This is a genomic window from Nostoc sp. FACHB-280 (assembly GCF_014697615.1).
Classification (GTDB): Bacteria; Cyanobacteriota; Cyanobacteriia; order Cyanobacteriales; family Nostocaceae; genus Nostoc_B.
Genome location: NZ_JACJSD010000002.1, coordinates 64,142 through 86,381, shown reverse-complemented (window position 1 = coordinate 86,381; position 22,240 = coordinate 64,142). Strand labels below are relative to the sequence as shown.

General features: G+C 39.1%; 17 protein-coding genes, 2 tRNA genes and 1 CRISPR repeat array. Of the genes, 15 read left to right on the top strand and 4 right to left on the bottom strand.

All coding sequences use genetic code 11. From position 1 onward, the window contains the following. Positions 1-12 precede the first annotated feature (12 nt). Positions 13-957, bottom strand: coding sequence for a hypothetical protein (locus tag H6G75_RS02200; protein ID WP_190978372.1), 945 nt, complete (start codon positions 955-957; stop codon positions 13-15). Positions 958-1,369: 412 nt separating this feature from the next. Here H6G75_RS02200 and H6G75_RS02195 point away from each other — a divergent pair. The 5 genes from H6G75_RS02195 (at position 1,370) to H6G75_RS02175 (ending at position 6,742) form a co-directional block, all read left to right on the top strand. Beyond that, a tRNA-Tyr gene (locus H6G75_RS02195) sits at positions 1,370-1,439 on the top strand. A gap of 2 nt (positions 1,440-1,441) precedes the next feature. Then, positions 1,442-1,516, top strand: a tRNA-Lys gene (locus H6G75_RS02190). 580 nt (positions 1,517-2,096) lie between these two features. After that, positions 2,097-3,137 carry a reverse transcriptase family protein gene (locus H6G75_RS02185; protein ID WP_190978371.1) on the top strand — a complete coding sequence of 347 codons (1,041 nt, stop codon included), beginning with the start codon at positions 2,097-2,099 and terminating at the stop codon, positions 3,135-3,137. A 1,145-nt stretch (positions 3,138-4,282) separates the two neighbouring features. After that, a complete protein-coding gene (locus H6G75_RS02180; protein ID WP_313934782.1) occupies positions 4,283-4,819 on the top strand; it encodes a Rid family hydrolase in 537 nt (178 codons plus the stop codon). A gap of 396 nt (positions 4,820-5,215) precedes the next feature. Further along, positions 5,216-6,742: a slipin family protein gene (locus H6G75_RS02175; protein WP_190978504.1), complete on the top strand. Its 1,527-nt coding sequence runs from the start codon at positions 5,216-5,218 to the stop codon at positions 6,740-6,742. Between the two features lie 104 nt (positions 6,743-6,846). On the opposite strand, the gene H6G75_RS02170 is transcribed toward H6G75_RS02175, so the two are convergent. Continuing rightward, positions 6,847-7,416 (bottom strand): DUF3611 family protein, encoded by a 570-nt coding sequence (locus H6G75_RS02170; protein ID WP_190978369.1) that lies wholly within the window; start codon positions 7,414-7,416, stop codon positions 6,847-6,849. 297 nt (positions 7,417-7,713) lie between these two features. Between H6G75_RS02170 and H6G75_RS02165 the strand changes: the two genes are divergently transcribed. The 10 genes from H6G75_RS02165 (at position 7,714) to H6G75_RS02120 (ending at position 19,208) form a co-directional block, all read left to right on the top strand. Continuing rightward, on the top strand, positions 7,714-9,063 hold the full coding sequence (locus H6G75_RS02165; protein WP_190978368.1) for a histidine phosphatase family protein: 1,350 nt from the start codon (positions 7,714-7,716) through the stop codon (positions 9,061-9,063). 242 nt (positions 9,064-9,305) lie between these two features. Continuing rightward, on the top strand, positions 9,306-10,727 hold the full coding sequence (locus H6G75_RS02160; protein ID WP_190978367.1) for a dihydroorotase: 1,422 nt from the start codon (positions 9,306-9,308) through the stop codon (positions 10,725-10,727). A gap of 250 nt (positions 10,728-10,977) precedes the next feature. Next, positions 10,978-13,233: direct repeats of the CRISPR family, unit length 37 nt; unit sequence ATTGCAATTTCAACTAATCCCTATTAGGGATTGAAAC. 350 nt (positions 13,234-13,583) lie between these two features. Then, a complete protein-coding gene (locus H6G75_RS02155; RefSeq protein ID WP_190978366.1) occupies positions 13,584-13,868 on the top strand; it encodes a hypothetical protein in 285 nt (94 codons plus the stop codon). Between the two features lie 562 nt (positions 13,869-14,430). Then, entirely contained in the window at positions 14,431-14,682 is a 252-nt protein-coding gene (locus H6G75_RS02150; protein ID WP_062295179.1) for a hypothetical protein, read from the top strand. Between the two features lie 132 nt (positions 14,683-14,814). Beyond that, the gene (locus tag H6G75_RS02145; RefSeq protein ID WP_190978365.1) at positions 14,815-15,072 is read left to right on the top strand and encodes a hypothetical protein; all 258 of its coding nucleotides are present in this window, start codon (positions 14,815-14,817) and stop codon (positions 15,070-15,072) included. Positions 15,073-15,204: 132 nt separating this feature from the next. Then, complete coding sequence (locus H6G75_RS02140; RefSeq protein ID WP_190978364.1) at positions 15,205-15,447, top strand: hypothetical protein; 243 nt, start codon at positions 15,205-15,207, stop codon at positions 15,445-15,447. A 425-nt stretch (positions 15,448-15,872) separates the two neighbouring features. Continuing rightward, positions 15,873-16,130, top strand: a complete 258-nt coding sequence (locus tag H6G75_RS02135; protein WP_190978363.1) for a hypothetical protein — start codon at positions 15,873-15,875, stop codon at positions 16,128-16,130. Positions 16,131-16,229: 99 nt separating this feature from the next. Continuing rightward, the gene (locus tag H6G75_RS02130) at positions 16,230-16,475 is read left to right on the top strand and encodes a hypothetical protein (RefSeq protein WP_190978362.1); all 246 of its coding nucleotides are present in this window, start codon (positions 16,230-16,232) and stop codon (positions 16,473-16,475) included. A gap of 75 nt (positions 16,476-16,550) precedes the next feature. Beyond that, on the top strand, positions 16,551-17,747 hold the full coding sequence (locus H6G75_RS02125; protein ID WP_190978361.1) for a phosphotransferase family protein: 1,197 nt from the start codon (positions 16,551-16,553) through the stop codon (positions 17,745-17,747). Positions 17,748-18,101: 354 nt separating this feature from the next. Then, positions 18,102-19,208, top strand: coding sequence for a T3SS effector HopA1 family protein (locus tag H6G75_RS02120; RefSeq protein ID WP_190978360.1), 1,107 nt, complete (start codon positions 18,102-18,104; stop codon positions 19,206-19,208). A gap of 219 nt (positions 19,209-19,427) precedes the next feature. Here H6G75_RS02120 and H6G75_RS02115 read toward each other — a convergent pair whose 3' ends face one another. Together H6G75_RS02115 and H6G75_RS02110 are read right to left on the bottom strand one after the other, a co-directional pair. Continuing rightward, positions 19,428-20,204, bottom strand: a complete 777-nt coding sequence (locus H6G75_RS02115) for a peptidylprolyl isomerase (protein ID WP_190978359.1) — start codon at positions 20,202-20,204, stop codon at positions 19,428-19,430. 438 nt (positions 20,205-20,642) lie between these two features. Further along, on the bottom strand, positions 20,643-22,193 hold the full coding sequence (locus H6G75_RS02110) for an HlyD family efflux transporter periplasmic adaptor subunit (RefSeq protein WP_190978358.1): 1,551 nt from the start codon (positions 22,191-22,193) through the stop codon (positions 20,643-20,645). Positions 22,194-22,240: the final 47 nt, after the last annotated feature.

The following is a 22,240-nucleotide window of genomic DNA, read 5'->3' as shown; positions in this document are numbered from 1 at the left end:
TGTTTAGCAAACTTATGTCGATTCTGGTAGCTGGATGCTTTTTTGTCGAGTACCATACAGTTCTACGAATCGTTTAAACAATAACATTGTTTCATGCTTAGAAGCCGAATTGATATTAAATAAACGCTCAACATTGGTGTCTGCTAAAGCCTGTAAATATGGCAAATCTTCAAAAAGTGTCAAACAAGTGGCGCAGTGTAAAACAAATTGCAATATTGGCTTCGGCCAATCTAAATCACTATAGATATCGATAAATAATTGATGTTCCTTCTCACTAATAGGGAAAGTATGAAAGAGGACAACGATTCTTTTATCGTTATATGCAGGAATGCTCAGTTCAATAGTATAGGGAGTATGTAAAATTAAATCTACTTCTACTATTGGTTGCCGCCAAAATCTCAACAGATTCATATTTGGTTGCAACATAGTGTTAAATTTCAGTACTCCTCCGATATGAGTTGTTTGGAATTGACTGATACTCAAAATTTTTAAACTATTCAGGCTGAATTTATGAACGGTTTCTAAGTGTTTTAAGTTTAGCAGGTGATAGATTTGGCAATAGTAAGGAAAAGGTAAAATGTAATCTTGGCTAATCATGTGTCGCTTCTTCAGCCTAAGCTTGAGGGCTTGGCTGCGACTGAGATATTCTGCATATTCATTCGGCTCTACATCATTGCTGGTTAAACTTTCCTCTGGTTTTAAATAAATCCAACTCACAAAAAACAGGCAAGTCATCAATAGTTGCAATATATCTACTGGTGATAAGTTTCCATCCGACAACATCGCAAAACTTCTGTCTGTTATGGCAAATAACCATGATGGAATACCTATCATCCAAACACAACTTTTGATTTGATCTAATGCTAGAGCTATTTCTACCTTTGTTGATGCTTGATTAGGATTATCTGTATCAGTATCATGATTTTTATTTCTTGGTTTCAAGCAATTAACAGACATAGTATTTTAATGAGAATATTGTTAGTAGATGAATATTTCCAACTACTTGTATCCTAATGATTGAAAATACGGATGCACTCTATCATTAGCTGTAAATATCCGTTAAATATGCCTAAATTCAATTAAAAATAATGTCTGGAGCTAATTAATTTGATAGATATGAGTACAATTGCCTGTTATTAGTTGGTTAGCTGGTTTTTTCTATTCTAACTACAGTTTTAGTGGTGCTGCGATCGCCCAAACATAAAAAATAAATTAAATGGCAATTTACGTAAGATAATTTTTTTGTGCTACATTGAATTACAAGGTAATAATACATCTGCTCAACTATGGTTCGGGTTCTGTATACCCGACTGGTGCGCCAACCTTTGGATTGAGTGTATACCGTAGAGCAATGGCTTGTTACTCCATCGCTTGATTAGCTCAGTGGTAGAGCATCCGAGGTACTCGGCTAGTCGTAGGTTCGATTCCTACATCAAACACCCGAAAGTTAGCTCACTGGTAGAGCAATCGACTCTTAATCGATGTGTTGCAGGTTCAATTCCTGTACTTTCTCCCACCTTGTCTAGGTTAAAAGACAAATTTGCGGAATAGAGCAGTTGGTTAGCTCGTTGGGGCCTGTCCCCAAAGATCAGTGGTTCAAATCCACTTTCTGCCACCAAAACCCTGTCCGGGTTAAAAGACACTATCCTGTCACGATAGCTAATTGAATTTAAGTAAAAACTCTGCATTGTAGGTTGGCTACTAATATTACTTAGTGGTGTTGGTAGTCACAGTTAAGGAGCCTGTGCAAATGTTTTCGCCTTAACTTGAGTATGTCCTTCGTTTACCTCCAGTTTTCTGGAATGGGCAAACTGAACGATATATTTGAGCGTTGCTGTCTTTTTTGAGATTATCTTTGGGTAGTTTCAAGAAAGTAGCAACAATCTTAATCCAGTTTTGGAGATACATTTGCCCGCAACTAAACTGTAAAAACCTACATTTGCAGAGTTTTATAGCAGAAGGCAGGAGGCAGTGGTTCGGCTACTTCGGCTGCGCTCAGTACAAGTTCGCTCACCAACCAGGCAGGAGGAAAAGTATTACTATTCCTAGCACTCAAGCGTTGAAATTGTCCTAACATATCTGACTATGGCTATAAAATGAGTTTTCAAAAGCATACTCAAAACAATATTGAACAGTTAAAAAAATATAATTTAGATGTATATAATAATGCCGAGCAGATTGCATCGGCTATGGAAATTAGTATTGATAAACTGCGGTTTCTTGCCTTTACTTCTAAAACTTCCCAGATTTCACATTATAGTTACTTCAAAACTGCCAAAAAACTTGCAGGCGATCGCATTATTTCTGCACCATTGCCTGATTTAAAACGCGCTCAATACTGGATTTTGCAGAATATTTTACAAAAAATTGCCATTCATGACGCTGCACATGGTTTTTGTAGCGATCGCTCCATTATTACTAATGCCAATCCCCATGTTGGCGCAGAAATAATTATTAATATCGACTTGCAGGATTTTTTCTCGGCTATTACGTATCAGCGTGTTAAAGGACTCTTTCAATCTTTCGGTTATACTTCATCTGTAGCCACAATCTTTGGGTTATTATGTACCTCGCCTGTAGTGGAAGAACGCAAGTTAGATAATAAAACAGACTTTGTGGAACTCAAGCAACGTTATCTTCCCCAAGGTTCCCCAGCCAGCCCCGCAATTACCAATATTATTTGTCGTAATTTAGATCAGCGTTTGTGTGCGATCGCAGAAAAATTTGGTTTTACCTACACTCGCTATGTTGATGATTTAACATTTTCTGCATCAGGTGAAAATCTTCAACATACCAAAAATATCATCAAGCAAGTTCAATTTATTATCTCTGATGAAGGATTTGCCATTAATCCCGACAAAACCCGAATTTTGCGAAACTCTCAACAGCAAGAAGTTACAGGGATTATCGTTAATCAAAAAATTAATATCCCCCGGAAAAAGTTAAAAAGTTTCCGTGCAACTTTACATCAAATAGAAAATGAAGGCTTAGAAGGTAAGCATTGGGGTAACTCATCCAACCTCATCGCCTCCATCACCGGATTTGCCAACTTTGTCGCAATGGTTAACCCCGAAAAAGGCGCAGAGTTTCAACAACAAATTCAGCGTATTCAAGAAAAATATGGCAAGAATAATTAGGTGGAAACAATAATTGAGCATTGAGCGAAGTCGAAATGCTCAATCAACTGAAGAGAAGAGGGCTTGAGCGAAGTGTGGATACTTCGACTGCGCTCAGTATCCACACCCGGTAATTTCAAGTTAGGTTTAATTGAGTGCTTCGACTTAATCCTCAATAATTGACAAAAATCTCCCCCTTGTCTCCCTCATGCACCTTGTCTCTTTTATTCATCCAAACCAGACTGCCATCTTATCTTGAGTTACATTAATGAGTGATTAGGAATACATTGTGCCAAGCTCTAGTGTGGGTTCTGAATGCCCAACTGGTACGCCAACCATTGGATTGAACGTATACCGCCGCACGATATGTAACTAGTCATCAGAAAGTTTACTCCTTTGTGAGCGATCGGTGTATCGCCGATTGATAACAGGTAAATCCTGTACTTTCTTCCATCACACTCCGCCTCACGGCACCTTGTTAGGGACAAGGCTACTTTGCATTCAGAAAATCGGGAAAAACAAAGACAGAAAAATCTGCTTTGTTTGGTAAACTCTGCGATGTTGGGGTTCTGCTAACGTTGATTATTCGTAGTCTTCGTTAGTGACAGTAAAGAAGCCAGTGTAATTGTTTTCTTTTTAATTTTGAGTATGTTCCTTCGTTAGTCACATCTAGTTTTCTGGAACTGACAAACTGAACGGCATATTTGAGCGGTGCTGTCTTTTTTGAAATTATCTTTGGGTAATTTCAAAAAAGTAGCGACAATCTTAATCCAGTTTTAGAGATGCAATCTGCCCGCAACTAAACTGTTAACACTGACATTTGCAGAGTTTAAAAATTATAAATTAGGTATTTATTTTTCAAATCCTAATACTAAATGGCAGCTATCTGATGTGAGATATAAATCCTTGATTTTGTTAAAAACACAAGAACAGCAATTTTTTTTTAAAAGTAGCTATTTTTTGAAATACTTCAGAGTAATTATTCAAATATTAAAGATATTTTAAAGTTAGTATATTAGCTGTGTAATTGCACCCAATTATGGAAAAAACGCGTGATTTTTGATTCCAATTAACCCCATAATAGAAGCATAGCCTAGTCAAAAATAGATCACTCAATCTAGGGAACTTCAATGACTCAACATATTACACGTGCGGTTAATTCAATAGTGACAAAATTTTCACGACGAAATGCTCTTTTGTGGCTAGGAGGTAGCGGCTTAGGTACTGCTATAGTTGCAGGAACCCAAAAGGAAGTAGTTGCTCAGGGTAATACAAATAAAAATGTAACTTTGCTGAATCCACCAACGTTATATAATGCGCCTCAAAATGGCTATAGTCATATAGCGATTACACCACCAAGAACAAGAACCGTGTATATTTCTGGTCAATTTGGTTCAGATTTACAAGGTAATGTAATCTCCAATGATTATGAAGAACAATTAGTCAGAGCTTTTCAAAATCTGCGCTTTGCTTTAAATGCAGCTGGCGCACGACCTCAAGATGTAGTCAAAACAACTGTTTTGATAGTAAATCACACCCAAGAAAAATTAATTCCGTTAGGACGCGAAATTGGTAATTTGTGGGGGAATAAACCACCCGCAAACACACTCATCCCAGTTCCTCGATTGGCGCTTGATGAGATGTTGTTTGAAATTGATGCTTATGCTGTGATTCCCGAATCAGGTAATAATGGCTGGTATTAATTTCTAGATAATTTTAATTGCTACGTATGAACTGTAGGGGTGAATAGACGTTAGCCCCTACAGTTTTTTGTATATGTATCGAAATTTTGGAGAATTGGTATAACACCATTCCACTTTAAAAATGATATAGAAATGAAAGTAGCGCCTCGACTTCGCTCGGCGAACAGAAGCAGAGGTACAGAGAAAGTGATTTGTATCAGTAATTTCGTAAATCGGTATAACAAGTAACATTTTACATTTGCGGAGTTTAAAATTACAGTGTAGTATATATATTACAGATGTTAAAAACTTATTAGCTCAATCACGATGTGTTCTAGGCAAGTTTATACATCAGCACACAAGTTGAACTACTAAATGTTTTTATTCAATCTGCGTCAGTTATCTATGCAAATTACTATGTGGAAAACTTTTTATATCAAACCTAACGAAATTGGCATTCTATATAGCCGCAGTGATTTTAAGAAAATTTTGCAGCCCGGTACTTACACTTATTTTGGTAAGCATTGGCAAGTTAAAACCTATGACCTCAACCAACCAGAAGCTAAGATTGATAACTTAGAACTATTGTTGCGAAATCACAGTTCTGAGTTGCAGGAACATCTTATAGTCGTGAGAACTGGTTTCGGTCAAGCGGCTTTAGTCCACTGGGGGCAGAATTGGGTAAGTATTCCACCAAATCAACTCCGGGCTTTTTGGCGTGGTTTTATTGAGGTAGAAACTCATCTATTTAACTTGAATCAAAGTTTAGTTTTAGCTGCGGAGTTTGTTCAACAATTACGCGGAGTTGCTTTAAATGGAATCAAGAAATTTCTCATTTCTGAGTATGAGATTGGTTTGCTGTATGTGCAGAATAACTTTATACAGCCGCTAGAACCGGGGGAGTATGCTTTCTGGGCTGTTGATAGAGATGTGACGGTGCGGACTCTCAGCCGGATTTTGCCAAATCCTGATTTTCCTTTAGAGGATGTGCTAATTGAGCGACATCCTGAGTTTGTGGCGGCTTATTGTGAGGTGGTGCAATTACAAAATCAACAAGTAGCGATCGCACGTTATCAAGGAAAAGTAATTGCTATCCTCAAGCCATGTAGCCGCAAACTATTTTGGCAAGGTGTAGAAATAGAAGTAGTTGACATCAACGCCGAGGCGACATTGCCACCGCGTTTAATTGCTGAGTTAGTTTCGGGTTTACCAGAAACTCTGGCTTTGAGTCGCAATTTTTTGCATATCTGCGAAGTACCCACGCAACACCTTGGGTTACTGTATATCAATCAAGAGTTTCAAACTCAACTGCAACCAGGAAAGCACGTCTGGTGGCTATTCGGGCGCTCTCTGCAAACCGAAGTCTTTGACCTGCGTCAGCAAACTCTAGAAGTTTCTGGCCAAGACATTTTATCTAAAGACAAAGTACCATTGCGCTTGAATTTAACTGCTGGTTTCCGCATCATCGACCCTCTGAGAGCCAAAAATGGGTTATCAGATATTGTTGGTTACTTATATAAAGAAGCTCAGTTTGCTTTGCGTGGTGCAGTTGGCGAAAGAACCTTAGATGCGTTGCTAGAAGATAAAGGCGCAATTGACAGAAGTATTTTTGAATACATCCGTCAAAAAACCGCCGACTATGGAATTGAAGTTGATTCAGTCGGGGTAAAAGATATTATCCTGCCTGGAGAAATTAAAACCATCTTGAGCAAAGTAGTAGAAGCGGAAAAAGCCGCCCAAGCCAACGTAGTGCGTCGGCGTGAAGAAACTGCTGCAACTCGTAGTATGTTAAATACCGCCAGAGTGATGGAAGATAACCCGGTTGCATTGCGCTTGAAAGAATTAGAAGTGCTAGAGCGAATTGCCGAGAAAATTGAGAAAATTCAAGTTAATGGCAGCTTGGATAGCATCTTGACAGAATTGATTCGGATTAATCGGCAATAAAAGGTGTGGCGAAGGGTGTAAGGGTTTTGAACACCTTCACCCTACAAAGTTAGAGAATTTTTGACTTTTAACTTTTAACTTTTAACTTTTGACTTGATTCCTTTCTAGTGCTTATGTACCCGTTCTAATAACCACAAAGAAGCGATCGCACCGACAAAGTGAGCAGTAATCCCGTTAATATTAGCTACGGCGACAAACACATCTAACGCCCGAATAATTTTGTTGGGGTCTGTAATTGCTACCCCTGGTGGTTGGGAGATAGACTTGGCGACTAAAACGCCGAGAGTAGAGCCAGCACCTAAAAGAGTTAATAGTATTCCAACTAAACTAACAATTATGCCTAATCTGATAGCAGCGATCGTATCTGCTTTGCTGGGGTGTAAAGCATGATTTGGATTTTCTAACCTTTGACCCAGGCGTGTATAACGAAAATCCCAATACACACTAAACAATAACGCTACAATCCCGCAGATAGCCCAAAATATCCCGACACCTAAACCTGCATTTGGTTGGTCAGCAAAACCACGCCCAGTTGAAGCAAACAATACAGCTATCCCAGACACCACCGCTAGTCCTAGTTGTACCCAAAAAGTAATCCAGCCTGTCAAGCGAATAGTGTTACCAATTGTGTGGAGCGATGCTGTTATAGTTCTCGCGTCTGTTTCTGTTTGCATATTTAATTTCCATCTAACTTGAAAAGAAAGTCAGGATACTTCTTTTTCATGATTGGTTGTGGGTTTTCCCATGATTGAATATTTTGCATTGCTGAGAAACTTCCCCCAGTTTCAAGCATATTTTGGCTTGATATTGGGATACGACCACCTAGAGACAGAACCTATCAGCTATCTTAAGGATGACTCAAAACAACAATTTTAGATTGACACTTGACAAGTATCCAATCTATCTAAAAAGATTATTCTGCCGACACTTTAGAGTAAAATTAATCCTTTAGATAGAGGAGGGCAAAGCCGATGACTCGTGTCATCATTGTGCGTCACGGGCAGAGTAGCTACAATGCCGAACGGCGTATTCAAGGGCGCACAGATGCGTCAAAATTAACAGAAAAAGGTCGTAATGATGCCAGTAAAGTAGGCAAAGCCCTCAGTAATATTTCATTTCAGGCAATTTATTGCAGTCCTCTGCAACGAGCTAAACTCACCGCCGAGATTATTCAAAGTGAGTTAGCCAATACTCAAGAGTCTGCTGCTGTCCAAACTTCTGATAAGTTATTGGAAATTGATTTGCCTTTGTGGGAGACAATGCTAACTGCGGATGTTGAGCAGAAGTTTGCTGAAGACTATCGCATTTGGCATGAAAATCCTGACCAATTGGTGATGCAAGTTCAAGATGCTGAGGGAACAAGAGAGCATTTTCCAGTTCTGGCTTTGTACGAACAAGCACAACAGTTTTGGCAAGATATTTTGCCACAGCATCAAGGTAAAACTATTTTAATAGTTGGGCATAACGGAATTAACCGCGCCTTGATTAGCACCGCACTGGGTATTCCTCCCAGCCGTTATCACTCCATCCAGCAATCTAACTGTGGTGTGACTGTGTTGAATTTTGCTGGCGGTTTGGGTGAACCAGTCCAATTAGAATCGATGAACCAAACACAGCACATGGGGGAAGCTTTACCTTCATTGCGTCCACATCACCGAGGTGTGCGGCTGTTATTGGTGCGTCACGGTGAAACTGAATGGAACCGTCAAACCAGATTTCAAGGGCAAATTGATGTGCCTTTGAATGATAATGGCAGAAGTCAAGCTCAAAAAGCAGGCGAATTTCTCAAGGATATCGCCATTGACTTTGCTGTGAGTAGTTCTATGCAACGTCCAAAAGAAACAGCCGAGATTATATTGCGTCAACATCCTAGCATTCAGTTAGACCTGCAAGATGGTTTGCGAGAAATTAGTCATGGCCTTTGGGAAGGAAAATTAGAGAAGGAAATTGAAGAAGAATTTCCGGGAGAATTGCACCGTTGGCGGACTGTCCCGGCTGAAGTCCAAATGCCAGAAGGTGAAAATCTACAACAAGTGTGGGAACGTAGTGTGGCTGCGTGGCAATCTATTGTGCAAACCGCATTAGATAATCAACTCACAACAGGATTAGTAGTGGCTCACGATGCGACTAATAAAACCTTGCTATGTCATATCCTCGGTTTAACTGCCGAAAACTTTTGGAATTTCCGCCAAGGTAATGGCGCAGTGAGCGTGATTGACTATCCCAACGGTCTTGATGGTTTTCCGGTATTACAAGCAATGAACATTACAGCTCATTTGGGTGGTGGTGTTCTGGATAAAACCGCAGCTGGAGCATTATAAAACAGGGAGGAGTGAAGAGTCAGAAATGAGGTAATAAATTAGGTGTGAATAGTTAAACCTAAATACTCATAACTCACATGATGTGCAACTTATTTTCCAACCCCTCTCCAAACCTCTCTTCTTGTAGGAGAGAGGCTTTGATTCTTGCTCCCCTTCCCTACGAGGGAAGGGGTTGGGGTTAGGTTCAAGGGAAAGCTGCACACGGCGTTAACTCTTAACTCCTGACTTGTCACTCCTAACATATGATTTTTATGACTGAACTTTTACAACAAGTACGAGTAATTGATCCGGTTTCTGGCACTGACCAAATAGCCGATGTCCTGATAGCTGATGGTCGCATTCAAGCTATAGCTGCACAAATTTCGGAAATTGGTACTGATACTCTAGTTAGAGACTGTCGGGGATTAGTTTTAGGAACAGGGTTAGTAGATTTATATAGTCACTCTGGCGAACCAGGGTTTGAAGAGAGAGAAACTTTATCGTCTTTGTTGCAAGCTGCTGCGGCTGGTGGTTTTACCAGAATTGGCATTTTACCTGATACATCTCCAGCTATTGATCATCCGGCGCTGGTGGTGCAGTTGCAGAAGATGAGAGGGGAAGGGGGAAGAGGGGGACAAGGTGGACAAGGGGGACAAGGAAGAAATTATGTTTCTTCTCCCTCGTCTGCCCTCTCTCCCTTGTCTACCCCCTCTCCCTTGTCTCCCCAAACCCCCACACCGTTACTCAACATCTGGGGTGCAGTTACTTTAGATGTGGCGGGAAAGCAGATGACGGAGTTGGCTGATTTAGCGGCTGCGGGAGTGGTGGGTTTTACTGATAGTCATCCGTTGGATAATTTGGGGTTGGTGCGGCGAGTGCTGGAATATGTACAGCCGTTGGGTAAACCTGTGGCTTTTTGGCCTTGCGATCGCCACCTTACCTCGAATGGTGTGATGCGTGAAGGGGTAGATGCGTTGCGTTTTGGTTTACCACCAGTTCCCGCCAGTGCCGAAACAACTGCGATCGCCTCTTTGTTAGAATTAGTGGCGGCGACTGGTAATTTGCAAGTTCATATTATGCGTGTCTCCACAGCGCGGAGTGTGGAATTAATTGCGGCTGCTAAGGCTGCTGGTTTACCCATCACCGCCAGCACTACTTGGATGCACTTGTTATTGGATACCACATCTATTAACCCTTCAGCTTCGCTCAGGGTTAACATCGAGCAAAGCCGAGATGTTAAAAGTTACGACACCAGTTTGCATTTAGATCCGCCTTTGGGAAATCCTAGTGATTTAAACGCTTTGCGTGAGGGAGTTCGCACAGGGGTAATTGATGCGATCGCGATCGACCACGCAGCTTATACTTATGAAGAAAAAGTCCAAGCTTTTGCCGAAGCCCCAGCAGGAGCAGTTGGTTTAGAATTAGCCTTACCCTTGTTGTGGCAAAATTTGGTGGTCACGGGAGAATTTACAGCCTTAGAATTATGGCAAGCTTTAAGTAGTAATCCCGCAAAATGTTTAGGACAGGAATTAAACACATTAACGGCTAATCAAAAAGCTGAGTTAACTTTGTTTGACCCTTCGCAAACGTGGAAAGTGGAAAGGAAAAATTTACATACACTTTCGAGTAATACACCTTGGATGGGGAAAGAATTACAAGGTCGGGTGTTGCAAATTTGGTGTTAAATTAATTTTGGCAGTTTTGGCGATCGCGCGGATGGGTAGGTGTTCAAAAATAGTGGTTTGGAAAAATGGCTGTATTCCTTTCAGCACAAGCTTTTGCCAGCAAAATAAATTAAAATCATCCGCGCACCTTGCTGTGTATAGATTCCAGCATTTTTGTGTAAATCAATTTGCATTATGCTGTGTTAGAATTTTTCCATCCGCGAAACTGAACCTTGAAAACTTTATAGGACAACGCTTTCTGGCTCCAGCCATTGCAATTTCAACTAATCCCTATTAGGGATTGAAACATCATTAAAAACGGTGTTGTAAAAGCTAAACAAATTGCAATTTCAACTAATCCCTATTAGGGATTGAAACTCTTCATCTTCATAAAAACCAGCTAACTCTTCTAGATTGCAATTTCAACTAATCCCTATTAGGGATTGAAACAGCAAGAAACGTAATTTATGCCCTATCTTCACAATTATTGCAATTTCAACTAATCCCTATTAGGGATTGAAACTGCTGTATTTACACTCCAAGGATTTCCGACTCCATTGCAATTTCAACTAATCCCTATTAGGGATTGAAACTTTGAATTTCTTGCTGCCATTGTTGCGCCTTGTAATTGCAATTTCAACTAATCCCTATTAGGGATTGAAACAACATCACCCGAAATACTTTCAAGTTAGGTATTTGATTGCAATTTCAACTAATCCCTATTAGGGATTGAAACTGAAATATTGGGTTTAAGCTAAGTACGAACTGTTCTATTGCTATTGCAATTTCAACTAATCCCTATTAGGGATTGAAACAGACAAGGCAGGAAAATTGTAGAAGATAAGGCTGATTGCAATTTCAACTAATCCCTATTAGGGATTGAAACTAATAATTCAACAACTGAACTTGTTAAAGCAGTCAATTGCAATTTCAACTAATCCCTATTAGGGATTGAAACATAACAAATTGGCTCACTTTTATGGTGAGGAATAATTGCAATTTCAACTAATCCCTATTAGGGATTGAAACGTGGCTTAGAAGTCCGCGCACATTTTCAATAACATTGCAATTTCAACTAATCCCTATTAGGGATTGAAACACAATTGAACGTGCCGCAGTCGCTTTTATCGGAATTGCAATTTCAACTAATCCCTATTAGGGATTGAAACGGCAATGCAACCGAGAACAAGAGCAACAAAGCCAAAAAATTGCAATTTCAACTAATCCCTATTAGGGATTGAAACAAAGGGCTGATTGGTGCTGAAAATTATGAAAGTATCTCATTGCAATTTCAACTAATCCCTATTAGGGATTGAAACGGATTGGCTGATAATTCATATTCTGTTGGTATCAGATTGCAATTTCAACTAATCCCTATTAGGGATTGAAACCGCTTCACATCGCCATGCTTTATGGTTGGTACAAATTGCAATTTCAACTAATCCCTATTAGGGATTGAAACAATTACTTACTGAGGGTAAACTGGCGCTCCCGCTTGAGCAAGCAATTGCAATTTCAACTAATCCCTATTAGGGATTGAAACAATTACTTACTAAAGTAATACTTGCGGAAGAACGAAAAGCATTGCAATTTCAACTAATCCCTATTAGGGATTGAAACAGCGATCGCATTACAGTCTGGGCATTGCTTGAAATTACCCCAATTGCAATTTCAACTAATCCCTATTAGGGATTGAAACTCAATACAAACATCGTGCGAACATTGGAGAGATTATTGCAATTTCAACTAATCCCTATTAGGGATTGAAACGCGGACAATTAACGGGTGCAACTCTCCAGACTCTAAAGATTGCAATTTCAACTAATCCCTATTAGGGATTGAAACTCTCTATTTTACGCATGATAAACCTAGAATCATACCAAATTGCAATTTCAACTAATCCCTATTAGGGATTGAAACGAACACATTCTTTATGCAGTGGTCTTGAGTTTGGCTTACTTGGGTATTGCAATTTCAACTAATCCCTATTAGGGATTGAAACTGTTTAGTTTCCTGCACTAGTTCGGGTGGAACTTCGCCTAAGCAATTGCAATTTCAACTAATCCCTATTAGGGATTGAAACGGTTCAAAAATAGATAAACCAAAAGAAAGAATACAAAAAAATTGCAATTTCAACTAATCCCTATTAGGGATTGAAACGTCATGCTTCATTCTGTGGAAGGTGGCAGAGAACTTGATTGCAATTTCAACTAATCCCTATTAGGGATTGAAACTGGCGCGAGGTGATTGAGTCATTTATTGCTGAAATTATTGCAATTTCAACTAATCCCTATTAGGGATTGAAACAGCCTCTGCTACTGAGAACTTACCGTTCACCCAGAAATTGCAATTTCAACTAATCCCTATTAGGGATTGAAACAATGTCCAAGCGTCTTTACAAATTCTGAGAATATCTCGATTGCAATTTCAACTAATCCCTATTAGGGATTGAAACGACTGCAATAACTCTTGCGATCGCGCTTCATCCAAATTGCAATTTCAACTAATCCCTATTAGGGATTAAAACTTTTTAAAATTCAAGACCTTGATTTTACTTCAGTCCGCGAAGGCGGACTTCGTTTTTATAGCCGCGAATTCCATTCGTTGGGGCTAGGTGCAAGATATGTGTCTACCTTGTCCCCCTTGTCTCCTTTCTCTCCCTTATCTCCTTCATTCACATACCAAACATAACTGCTGAGACTTAATAACTTAAACCACAATTAATCTTACGCTTTTATAGACGAAACTACTTGAATTGTGTCTAAAAAATCAGCTAAAAAATCTTGATTTTTTTTAATGTGTATACAGAATATAAGAGAGACATTTTAGATGTTGTGCAGCGTTAATTAATATCACCAGATTTGTGGAGGTAAATAAATGGCAAGGATAACTATCTCAGACCTTTATCCCAGTAGTGACGAACAATATATTACTGAACTAACTGCTGGAGAAGCCACAAAGGTGGAAGCAGGCGCAAGCTCAAGTTTCATTACAATTGACACAAACGACCTCATAAAAACGCAGCAAAATATCAATAATATTCTGCGGGATGTGTCAGCAGAAATAGAACAAACAATTGCTGGCTTGCAACAACAGCAACAACAACCTAACAACCGCTATGGTCAAAGGTCACGGTATGGAGGTTACTACAATGATTATTGATTTTGGGTAAATGAGGCACAAGCTGAACATCCAAAATCATGTAGAGATATGTAACATCTCTACTCTAAAACTATACTGTTGTATATCCTCAACTTATTTAATAAGTTGGGGATTTTTTTTGGATAAATATTTTACGAATATATGACTAATATAGGACTAATATTTTATTTCTGAAATGTAATTAGGATGTGTTATCAGCCAATACGCTTCAGTTAAGACTAAAAACTAATTCTGGCGTATGTTGGTTTGAAGAACTAAACCCAGCATCTGAGCATACTTTGTTGGGTTACGCTATCGCTCCAGCCAACCTACTTTTCTGATTTCTAAAACACCCTACTGGCTTCTGAGGTATTTTTCCAATTATTTATATTTCAAAATAGTCAATATATCTCACTAATTTTTCAAATGGACGCAAGACATTTATTTATGTCTTTTAAAGGGCATTTTTAGCGTTGACTTTTACAGTTGGCATAAATAAAAATTGCAGTAACAGTTAAGCAAAACAAAGCTTAATTGCCTGCAAAAACTACTTGATGACAAGCAACTGTATTAGGAGTAAATCATGGCTAATATCACTCTTTCGGAATTAAATGCTGCTGGTTCTCAACTGTTTCAAGATTCCGAAAGCTTTTTGAATGACCTGAGCGATGTTGATGCGATCGCTGGTGGTTCTGGCTATGGCTATGGCTATGGTTACGACGGTTTTGGATTAAATAAGTTGATTGAAGGATTTGTTGATGTTTATGCTATCCAACATGTCTATGGCATAGCTAAGTCCTTCAGCCACGGCGGCTACGGTGTTTCCGCTTATTAATAGCTTTGTAGTTTACTACTAAGTTATCTTTCTGTAATTTACTAAGCTATCTTTCGCATTATAGTTAAGCGAAAGATAGCTGAAATCCCGGCACAAATTATCAAATGTCAGCAAGCTTTTGAGGATAAATTCATGGCAAATATCACTCTTTCAGAATTAAATGCTGCTGGTTCTCAATTGTTCCAAGATTCTGAAAGCTTTCTTAATGAACTGAGCGAAGTTGATGCGATCGCTACGTATGGTGCTGATAGTAACTCCAATAGTTATATTAGCGACTTCTACGGATTCAATAAATTGATTGAAGGCTTTGTTGATGTTTATGCTATCCAACATGTCTATGGCATAGCTAAGTCCTTCAGCCACGGCGGCTATGGTGTTTCCGCTTATTAATAGCTTTGTAGTTTACTACTAAGTTATCTTTCTGTAATTTACTAAGCTATTTTTCGCATTATAGTTAAGCGAAAGATAGCTTAAATCCCGGCACAAATTATCAAATGTCAGCAAGCTTTTGAGGATAAATTCATGGCAAATATCACTCTTTCAGAATTAAATGCTGCTGGTTCTCAATTGTTCCAAGATTCTGAAAGCTTTCTCAATGAACTAAGCGAAGTTGATGCGATCGCTACGCATGGTGCTGATAGTAACTCCAATAGTTATGTTAGCGACTTCTACGGATTCAATAAATTGATTGAAGGATTTGTTGGTGTCTATGCTATCCAACATATCTATGGCATAGCTAAATCTTTCAGCCACGGCGGTTACTAGTAATAGCTTTGTAGTTATACCAATTTTTTATAAAGCTGCATAGAATCAGATCCCCTTGAGCATCCCCTTCAAAAGGGGGGAACCGGAAAACATATATCAAAGTCCCCCTTTTTAAGGGGAGCCACTGCGTTGCGGAGGTTTCCTCCGTTGTAGCAAGTGGCGTGGATTTAGGGGGATCGAAATATGTGCAACTTTACATCAAATTGGTATTAAATACTAATTCTCTGCCAAGAATGCCATAAATCAGCCTGCACTCGATACTATGCAACTTATATATAGAGTATGCAGGCTGTATTTCTCCAACTTAATATCAAGTACAAAATCACAGAGAATTGACCTAAGTCAGCACTCTAACAATGAAGTGCAATTCAGCTTCATTACCTAAAAATAAACCTGATTCCAACCAAGTCTTTGAGGACAAAATTATGGCTAATATCACTCTTGCAGAACTAAATGTTGCTGGTTCTCAATTTTTCCACGATTCTGAAAGCTTTCTTAATGATTTGAGTGATGTTGATATGAGTGCTGCATACGGTGGAAATAACTCTAATTCTTATGACTACGGTTATGGCTCTGATTCCTATATCAGTGTGTTTAATAAACTGATTGAAGGATTTGTAGATGTCTATGCTATCCAGCATATTTATAGCCTAGCTAAATCATTTAGTAAGTCTAATTACTAATAAGTTTTTCGTTTACTACTCTGCTAGATGGCTCTCCTGGATTAGAAAGTAAAAATCAAATCCAAGAGAGTCAGCCATATCTATTCTGGGAATGATGAAATGGCAAAAATTATCGTTACTGATTTAAGTCCTCTCGACTTAGACAGCTACCTGACTGAAGTAAATGAACTAGATTCTCTATTTATATATGGCGGGGAATCAGAATTGCAGCAACTTCTGAATTTTGCTTATACATTCTTGAATTTTATCCTATCCACTTATGCAATCTACAGTATTTCATCAATAGCAAAATCTTTCACAATTCCTCAGCCTAAATCTACCCGTTCGGTGTTTAGTTTATTTTAATTGTTGCATCACAATTGAGACGGTGATGATAGCGATCATCGTTAATTTTTGCAAAAACTCTCCACATCTAAGACTATGGCATTTTTATTAAGCTCTCAAAATGTATTGGAATACTTGCTTACAGTTGGACTTTGTAATCAAGCAGAACAGTCATTAACAAAGATTGAGTTAAAACCAGCGAAAAACTTTAACTTGTTAGTGACTTTACCAGATAATCGGCAACTTTTAGTGAAACAAGAGCGCCTGAATCGAGAAGGAAAAACGGCTGGGGAGTTTGCTGAGGAATGGAGAGTTCATCAGTTCTTGCAGACTTTTCCAGAAATTAATTATCTTCGCGCTTATTGTTCAGAAGCGGTGCATTTTGATGGGGAAAATTCCATCATTGTGTTTAATTATTTGAGTAATTATCGAGATTTGGCTGATTTCTATCTCAAAGAGAATGTCTTTCCTATTGAGATTGCAAAAGTGATTGGCGAAACTTTAGCATCACTTCATCGTGCTACAATCGACAATCCAGAATATGAAGCATTCTTTCAAAAAACTGAGCAAGTATCTCGACTCAAAAATCCGAATCTCAATTTAGGACTAGATAGAATTACCCCAGAAATTTTTGGCATAGTTCCGAGTGAGGGATTGAAATTTTTTGTCCTATATCAACGTTACGATAGTTTGGGGCAGGCGATCGCAGAATTAAGCCGTTCTTACACCCGCTATTGTCTGACTCATCATGACCTAAAACTCAACAATCTTCTTTTATCTTTAAGTTGGGAAGAAGCAATTGCAAATAACTCCTTGTCTGGTGAAAGTATAATTCGCTTGATTGACTGGGAACGTGGCGCTTGGGGAGATCCAGCGCATGATTTGGGAATGCTCATTTCCAGCTATCTGCAACTTTGGTTGTATAGTATGACAACTAGTAAGTCGATGGCTATTGAAGAGTCATTACGTCTCGCTACAACACCATTAGAATTACTTCAGCCTTCGATTGCGGCGCTGATGTCAACTTATTTAGCTCATTTCCCAGAAATTTTGCAGCGTCGTCCAGACTTCTTAGAAAGAGTAGTGCAGTTTTGCGGTTTAGCTTTAATTACCGCCATTCAAGCCGGACTCCAGCATGAAAAAACCTTCGGTAATACTGGAATTTGTATGCTGCAAGTCGCTAAGAGTTTGCTGTGTAATCCCCAAGCATCAATGAAAACAATTTTTGGTGTTGAAGGTTTAGAACTTTTACCGTCCAGCGTATATCAGACAGGGCTTAAGCACAAAGGTTAATGGTGAAGAATGGGTGTAAGGGTTTGAGGGTGTAGGGGTGTAAGGATTTTGAATATCTACACCCTCCTCCACACGCTTGATTTTTCATATCACTGCATCCGATTAGAATTAACCATTTCTAGAGAAATAAAGGGGGCGTTGCATAAATGCGGGATGAAATTATAAAATTCCACTTTTAAAACTCTTGCTCTTTGCGCCTTTGCGCCTTTGCGTGAGATAAAAATTATCTTCGTAATCAGCAACGCCATAAAGGGAGTTGGGAGTAAGTTAAATACCTCTTTGATTCATGGTTGTAAATTTCTTCATCAGAACTGCTTCCTAACTCCTGAATTCTTCAATTACAGGTAAGCTTTTATGCAAATGTTAGATTCCATCGCCACTCAACTTGCAGAAATTCCTGAGTCATTGCAGACATCACTACAAGATATTATTTCTCAGATTGAAATTGAGTCTGCTTATTGTATTAAGCATCCAGATTACCAACCATTGCAACTGCCAGAAGCAGCAATTTCCCGCTTTCAGCAATTACCTGCGGCGTTAAAAAAGAAATTCTTAAGTATGCAATTGCGAAGTTTTCTTTATGGCATTTATTACAATGGTTCTTTAAAAAGTTCTCTGGCTGCTAATACAGAAACTAACACCGTAGCTTTAAACCAACATCTAGAAAATAATACTTTACTTGGTGTGGATGTGGCTTTTTACGATCGCCTGCACGAAAGTAATCAAGGCGATGGCTATTGGTATTACAATTGGCAGGTGGTCAAAGAAAATCTTGATAACACTTTAGCAGTCCAAAAAGATGGTTTAACGCTGCATATTGAACGCAGTCGTCATTTATTACCCCAACATCAATCTGCAACTGTGGGTAAGTATGTTGCAGTCAAAATGCCTAAAAATTTAGTACAGAATGGATTTTATATGGCGGTTGCGAACGCGGGAACGGCGACAAACCGGGAAAGATTGGTGCGTGTGTATTTTAATGTCACTCCCGAAGGTGCTGTTGCAGTTATGCACAGTTTGACGACGCAACTCAATTTTCTAGAGATTCCTTTCTCCCTGAAAGCCTTATACAATCCTTCTGAGTACGAACGTTACGATTCCGCAGTATTTTACTTTGATAAAAAGGATTATGAGGCAATTCACCCAGTGTTAGAAAGGGTGTATGTCGAATGTCAGTCTTATTTTCAGCCGGAAGTACCGTTATTTACTAAGTTTATGGCACCGGGGTTAGCGATCGCAGAAGAACCAAACCGCAAATTTGCTGAACAAGAAAGTTTTGGGACGCATCGTTGTCAAATTATCGCTAATGGTTTGCTGGATGCTTGGGAGGAAGGCAATGATACACCAGCCCATCGCCTTACAGCAATTATCCAACAATTTTCCTTATCCCAAGTAGAATTACAACGCCCTTATTTGAATGCTAATTCTGCGGATATCTATATGCCTTTATCTTTAGCGTAATTCTAAGATGATACTGAGAAATATTAAATATTTCTCTAGATCCCCCCTAGCCCCCCTTAAAAAGGGGGGAATTTTCTTCAAGTCCCCCTTTTTAAGGGGGATTTAGGGGGATCTATTAATCTTAAATACAACACCAGAAAGTTTTCATACATCCTCTAATAATACTCCTCGAAAAATCCCCGACTTCTTGGAGAAGTCGGGGATTTGAAAATTTAGTAATTAAGCAGGTTTTGGTAAATTTTGGGATGAGAGAGAATTATTTGGTAGCTTTGCGACTATTTCTAAATTTGCAACTTGTTGCTGTAACCAATTACTAAAAAACTCGCCGATAATTTGCAAACGTAATTGCTCATTTAATTCCGGTTTAATAATTTCCTCAACAGCAATTATATGTACACCTTTGGGTGTGACAATTGGTTTGATAATTTGTGGCGGAGTCACAGCAAATACGGCGGCGGCGATTTCTGGTCTTAAGTCAGCACGGGTGCGGATTCCTTGATAACCTCCAGCCCGACGAATTTCAGGATTTTCGATATATTGACGAGCAACTTCTTGAAAACCAATTTCTCCTTCTTGCAGTGCATAAAATATCTCTAATGCTAAATCTTCATCATCAAAAATGACTTCATAAATTGCTGCGGCATAATATTCAAATTGACGAGCATAAAAATAAGGTTCGACCTTCTCAGCAAATAAATGATTCGCTAATTTTGTAGATAAAATGTTGGCTTTGGCGATTTCTTCAAAATCATCTAAAGACAGATGATATTTTTCTAGCCATGCCCAAGTGTCTTCGGCTCTGAGGAGTTTATTGGCAAAACGCATACTATCTGCGGCTTGTTGTAGTTCTTCAACTTCGACGGTAATTCCAAGTTTTTCGACTGTCTCAGCAATAATTTTTTGAGTAGCGATCGCATCTAATATATTAGGAACTTGACAAGACAATTTGATGTATTCAATAATGTCTTCCACAGCAATATTTAACAGCTTTGCCATAATTAATTCCTCCACTAATTCTGATTAGTGTTTTGTAGGGCGCATTGAAGTTAATCTCATATCTATATATGTTGGCTGGCAAGAGTTTTTCTTATCTCTATCTAGTGGAAGTTTCGCCTGCTAATTAATATTTTCTGTTAGACATAAACATTCAGATCCCCGACTTCTTCAAGAAGTCGGGGATCTAATTGTCACACATAAAATAAGGGATTTCCAAGAAATAAATTATCCAATCTTGTGGGGTGGGCTTCTAGCCCGCCCTTGACTAGGGGCAGACAAGATGTCCACCCCACAAGAAAAATTGTATGTTTTTTTATTTGGAAGTCCCTAAAAAGTAAAATTAGGGCAGACTAGCAAAGCCTACCCTATTAAAAATCAAGATACATGATTTTATAGCTCTCTCTACCTTGTCTGCCTTAAACAAAGTAGCCATAATAATTACAGTTCTAATCCGCCTTTTTGCAATTTCTTAAATGGATCTAAGATAAAGTCGATGACACGACGCTGACGAATAATTACTTCAGCATTTGCTGTTTGACCTGGTGTTAAGATAATGCGTTTATCAGCAGCTTGGATATAGTTTTTATCTAAAACAATATCCAATTCATAGGTTTCAATAGTGGCTTTGCCTTCACTATCAGTTTGGATTTTCGAGCTAGGTGAAATCCAATGAACGCGCCCTTGAATAACTCCATAATCTTGGAAGGGGTAAGCATCAAATTTGACTTTGACAGGCATACCGACTTTCAAGAAGCCACTTTGTTGACTGGGCATTTGGGCTTTGATAATCAACTCACTATTCTTAGGTGCAATTTGAGCGACGACTTGTCCAGCTTCGACTACAGGGCCTGGTTTAGTAACTGGTAATTCAAAGATTGTGCCATCAATTGGCGATCGCACTACACGCTGCTGTAATTGCAGTTTGAGTGAGGTAATCTGACTCTTGGTTTGGGCAATTTCCGATTGCAGGGTAGTAATTTGGTTCTGCATATCTTTGAGTTGTTCTTGGCTTTTCAGCAGCGCCAGTCTTCCGGCTTGCACTACGCTTTGATAGCTACTTTGCTGTTCTTCGAGGCGCAGTTTGGCTTGCTGAATATCTGCCCAAGCCTGACTCATAATGGATTGATAGCGGGTAGCTTCCTCCTTTAAATTTAATTCTGATTGGGTGAGTTCGGCGCTGGCTTGTTCTCGCAAGCGTTGACTTTCTTCGGCAATTTTTTCTAATTCCACTACTTTAACTTGTGCGATCGCACCTTCGTTTAAAAGTTGACGATAGCGGTCAACTTCCGCGACATCTCGATTAAAACGACTGTGAGCTAATTTTTGGTCAATACGTGTGGAATTAATTTTCTGTCTAGCCTGTTCAACAGTGGCGAGTTTTTCTAATCTTTGCAGGTTATAACTGCTGATTTTGGCATCGAGATTTTGTTGTGCTTGGTTAACTTGGGCAACTTTTTCTAAGGCTTGGGCTTGGTTTTGTTGTTCTTGAATATTAATCGCCAGCATCAGTTGATTTTTGAGTAATTCCAACTGTGATAGCCGAGTGTTTAACCCTTCTAACTTCGTTTGTGTTTGTTGCAAATCTGTTTGCAATACATCCGAATCTAACTGCATCAAAACCTGTCCAGCTTTCACCGTCGCGCCTTCTTGGACATTGACAGCTTTGACTGCACCTGTAACCGGAACGCCCAATTTTTGCGTTGCACCTTTTGGTTCTAAACGCCCTCTAGCAGAGCCTGTTTCGTCCACTTTGGCGAGCATTGTCCAAGGGATAACAATAGCAGCAAAAGCCACTAGCAAGTACAGCATTGAACGTGTCCAAAGCTTGGGTAAAGCATCTAGAAGTTCTTCTGTACCGTAATACCAATCATTAATTTCAGTTGTCTGAATTGATTCATCGACAACTACATCAGAGTCATCAAACTGGCGAGGTTCATCCTGCTTTGGTTGAGTAAGTATGGATGAAAAATCGGGATAAAAATTTGGCATAGGTAATTCAACAGTTTTCTGTTCATGTGCAAATTTCCCAGATGCTC

Excerpts from the sequence above, each read along its gene's own strand:
- H6G75_RS02200 (WP_190978372.1), bottom strand. The coding sequence starts at position 957 with ATGTCTGTTAATTGCTTGAAACCAAGAAATAAAAATCATGATACTGAT.
- H6G75_RS02185 (WP_190978371.1), top strand. The coding sequence starts at position 2,097 with ATGAGTTTTCAAAAGCATACTCAAAACAATATTGAACAGTTAAAAAAA.
- H6G75_RS02175 (WP_190978504.1), top strand. The coding sequence starts at position 5,216 with ATGTGGAAAACTTTTTATATCAAACCTAACGAAATTGGCATTCTATAT.
- H6G75_RS02170 (WP_190978369.1), bottom strand. The coding sequence starts at position 7,416 with ATGCAAACAGAAACAGACGCGAGAACTATAACAGCATCGCTCCACACA.
- H6G75_RS02165 (WP_190978368.1), top strand. The coding sequence starts at position 7,714 with ATGACTCGTGTCATCATTGTGCGTCACGGGCAGAGTAGCTACAATGCC.
- H6G75_RS02160 (WP_190978367.1), top strand. The coding sequence starts at position 9,306 with ATGATTTTTATGACTGAACTTTTACAACAAGTACGAGTAATTGATCCG.
- H6G75_RS02155 (WP_190978366.1), top strand. The coding sequence starts at position 13,584 with ATGGCAAGGATAACTATCTCAGACCTTTATCCCAGTAGTGACGAACAA.
- H6G75_RS02150 (WP_062295179.1), top strand. The coding sequence starts at position 14,431 with ATGGCTAATATCACTCTTTCGGAATTAAATGCTGCTGGTTCTCAACTG.
- H6G75_RS02145 (WP_190978365.1), top strand. The coding sequence starts at position 14,815 with ATGGCAAATATCACTCTTTCAGAATTAAATGCTGCTGGTTCTCAATTG.
- H6G75_RS02140 (WP_190978364.1), top strand. The coding sequence starts at position 15,205 with ATGGCAAATATCACTCTTTCAGAATTAAATGCTGCTGGTTCTCAATTG.
- H6G75_RS02135 (WP_190978363.1), top strand. The coding sequence starts at position 15,873 with ATGGCTAATATCACTCTTGCAGAACTAAATGTTGCTGGTTCTCAATTT.
- H6G75_RS02130 (WP_190978362.1), top strand. The coding sequence starts at position 16,230 with ATGGCAAAAATTATCGTTACTGATTTAAGTCCTCTCGACTTAGACAGC.
- H6G75_RS02125 (WP_190978361.1), top strand. The coding sequence starts at position 16,551 with ATGGCATTTTTATTAAGCTCTCAAAATGTATTGGAATACTTGCTTACA.
- H6G75_RS02120 (WP_190978360.1), top strand. The coding sequence starts at position 18,102 with ATGCAAATGTTAGATTCCATCGCCACTCAACTTGCAGAAATTCCTGAG.
- H6G75_RS02115 (WP_190978359.1), bottom strand. The coding sequence starts at position 20,204 with ATGGCAAAGCTGTTAAATATTGCTGTGGAAGACATTATTGAATACATC.
- H6G75_RS02110 (WP_190978358.1), bottom strand. The coding sequence starts at position 22,193 with ATGCCAAATTTTTATCCCGATTTTTCATCCATACTTACTCAACCAAAG.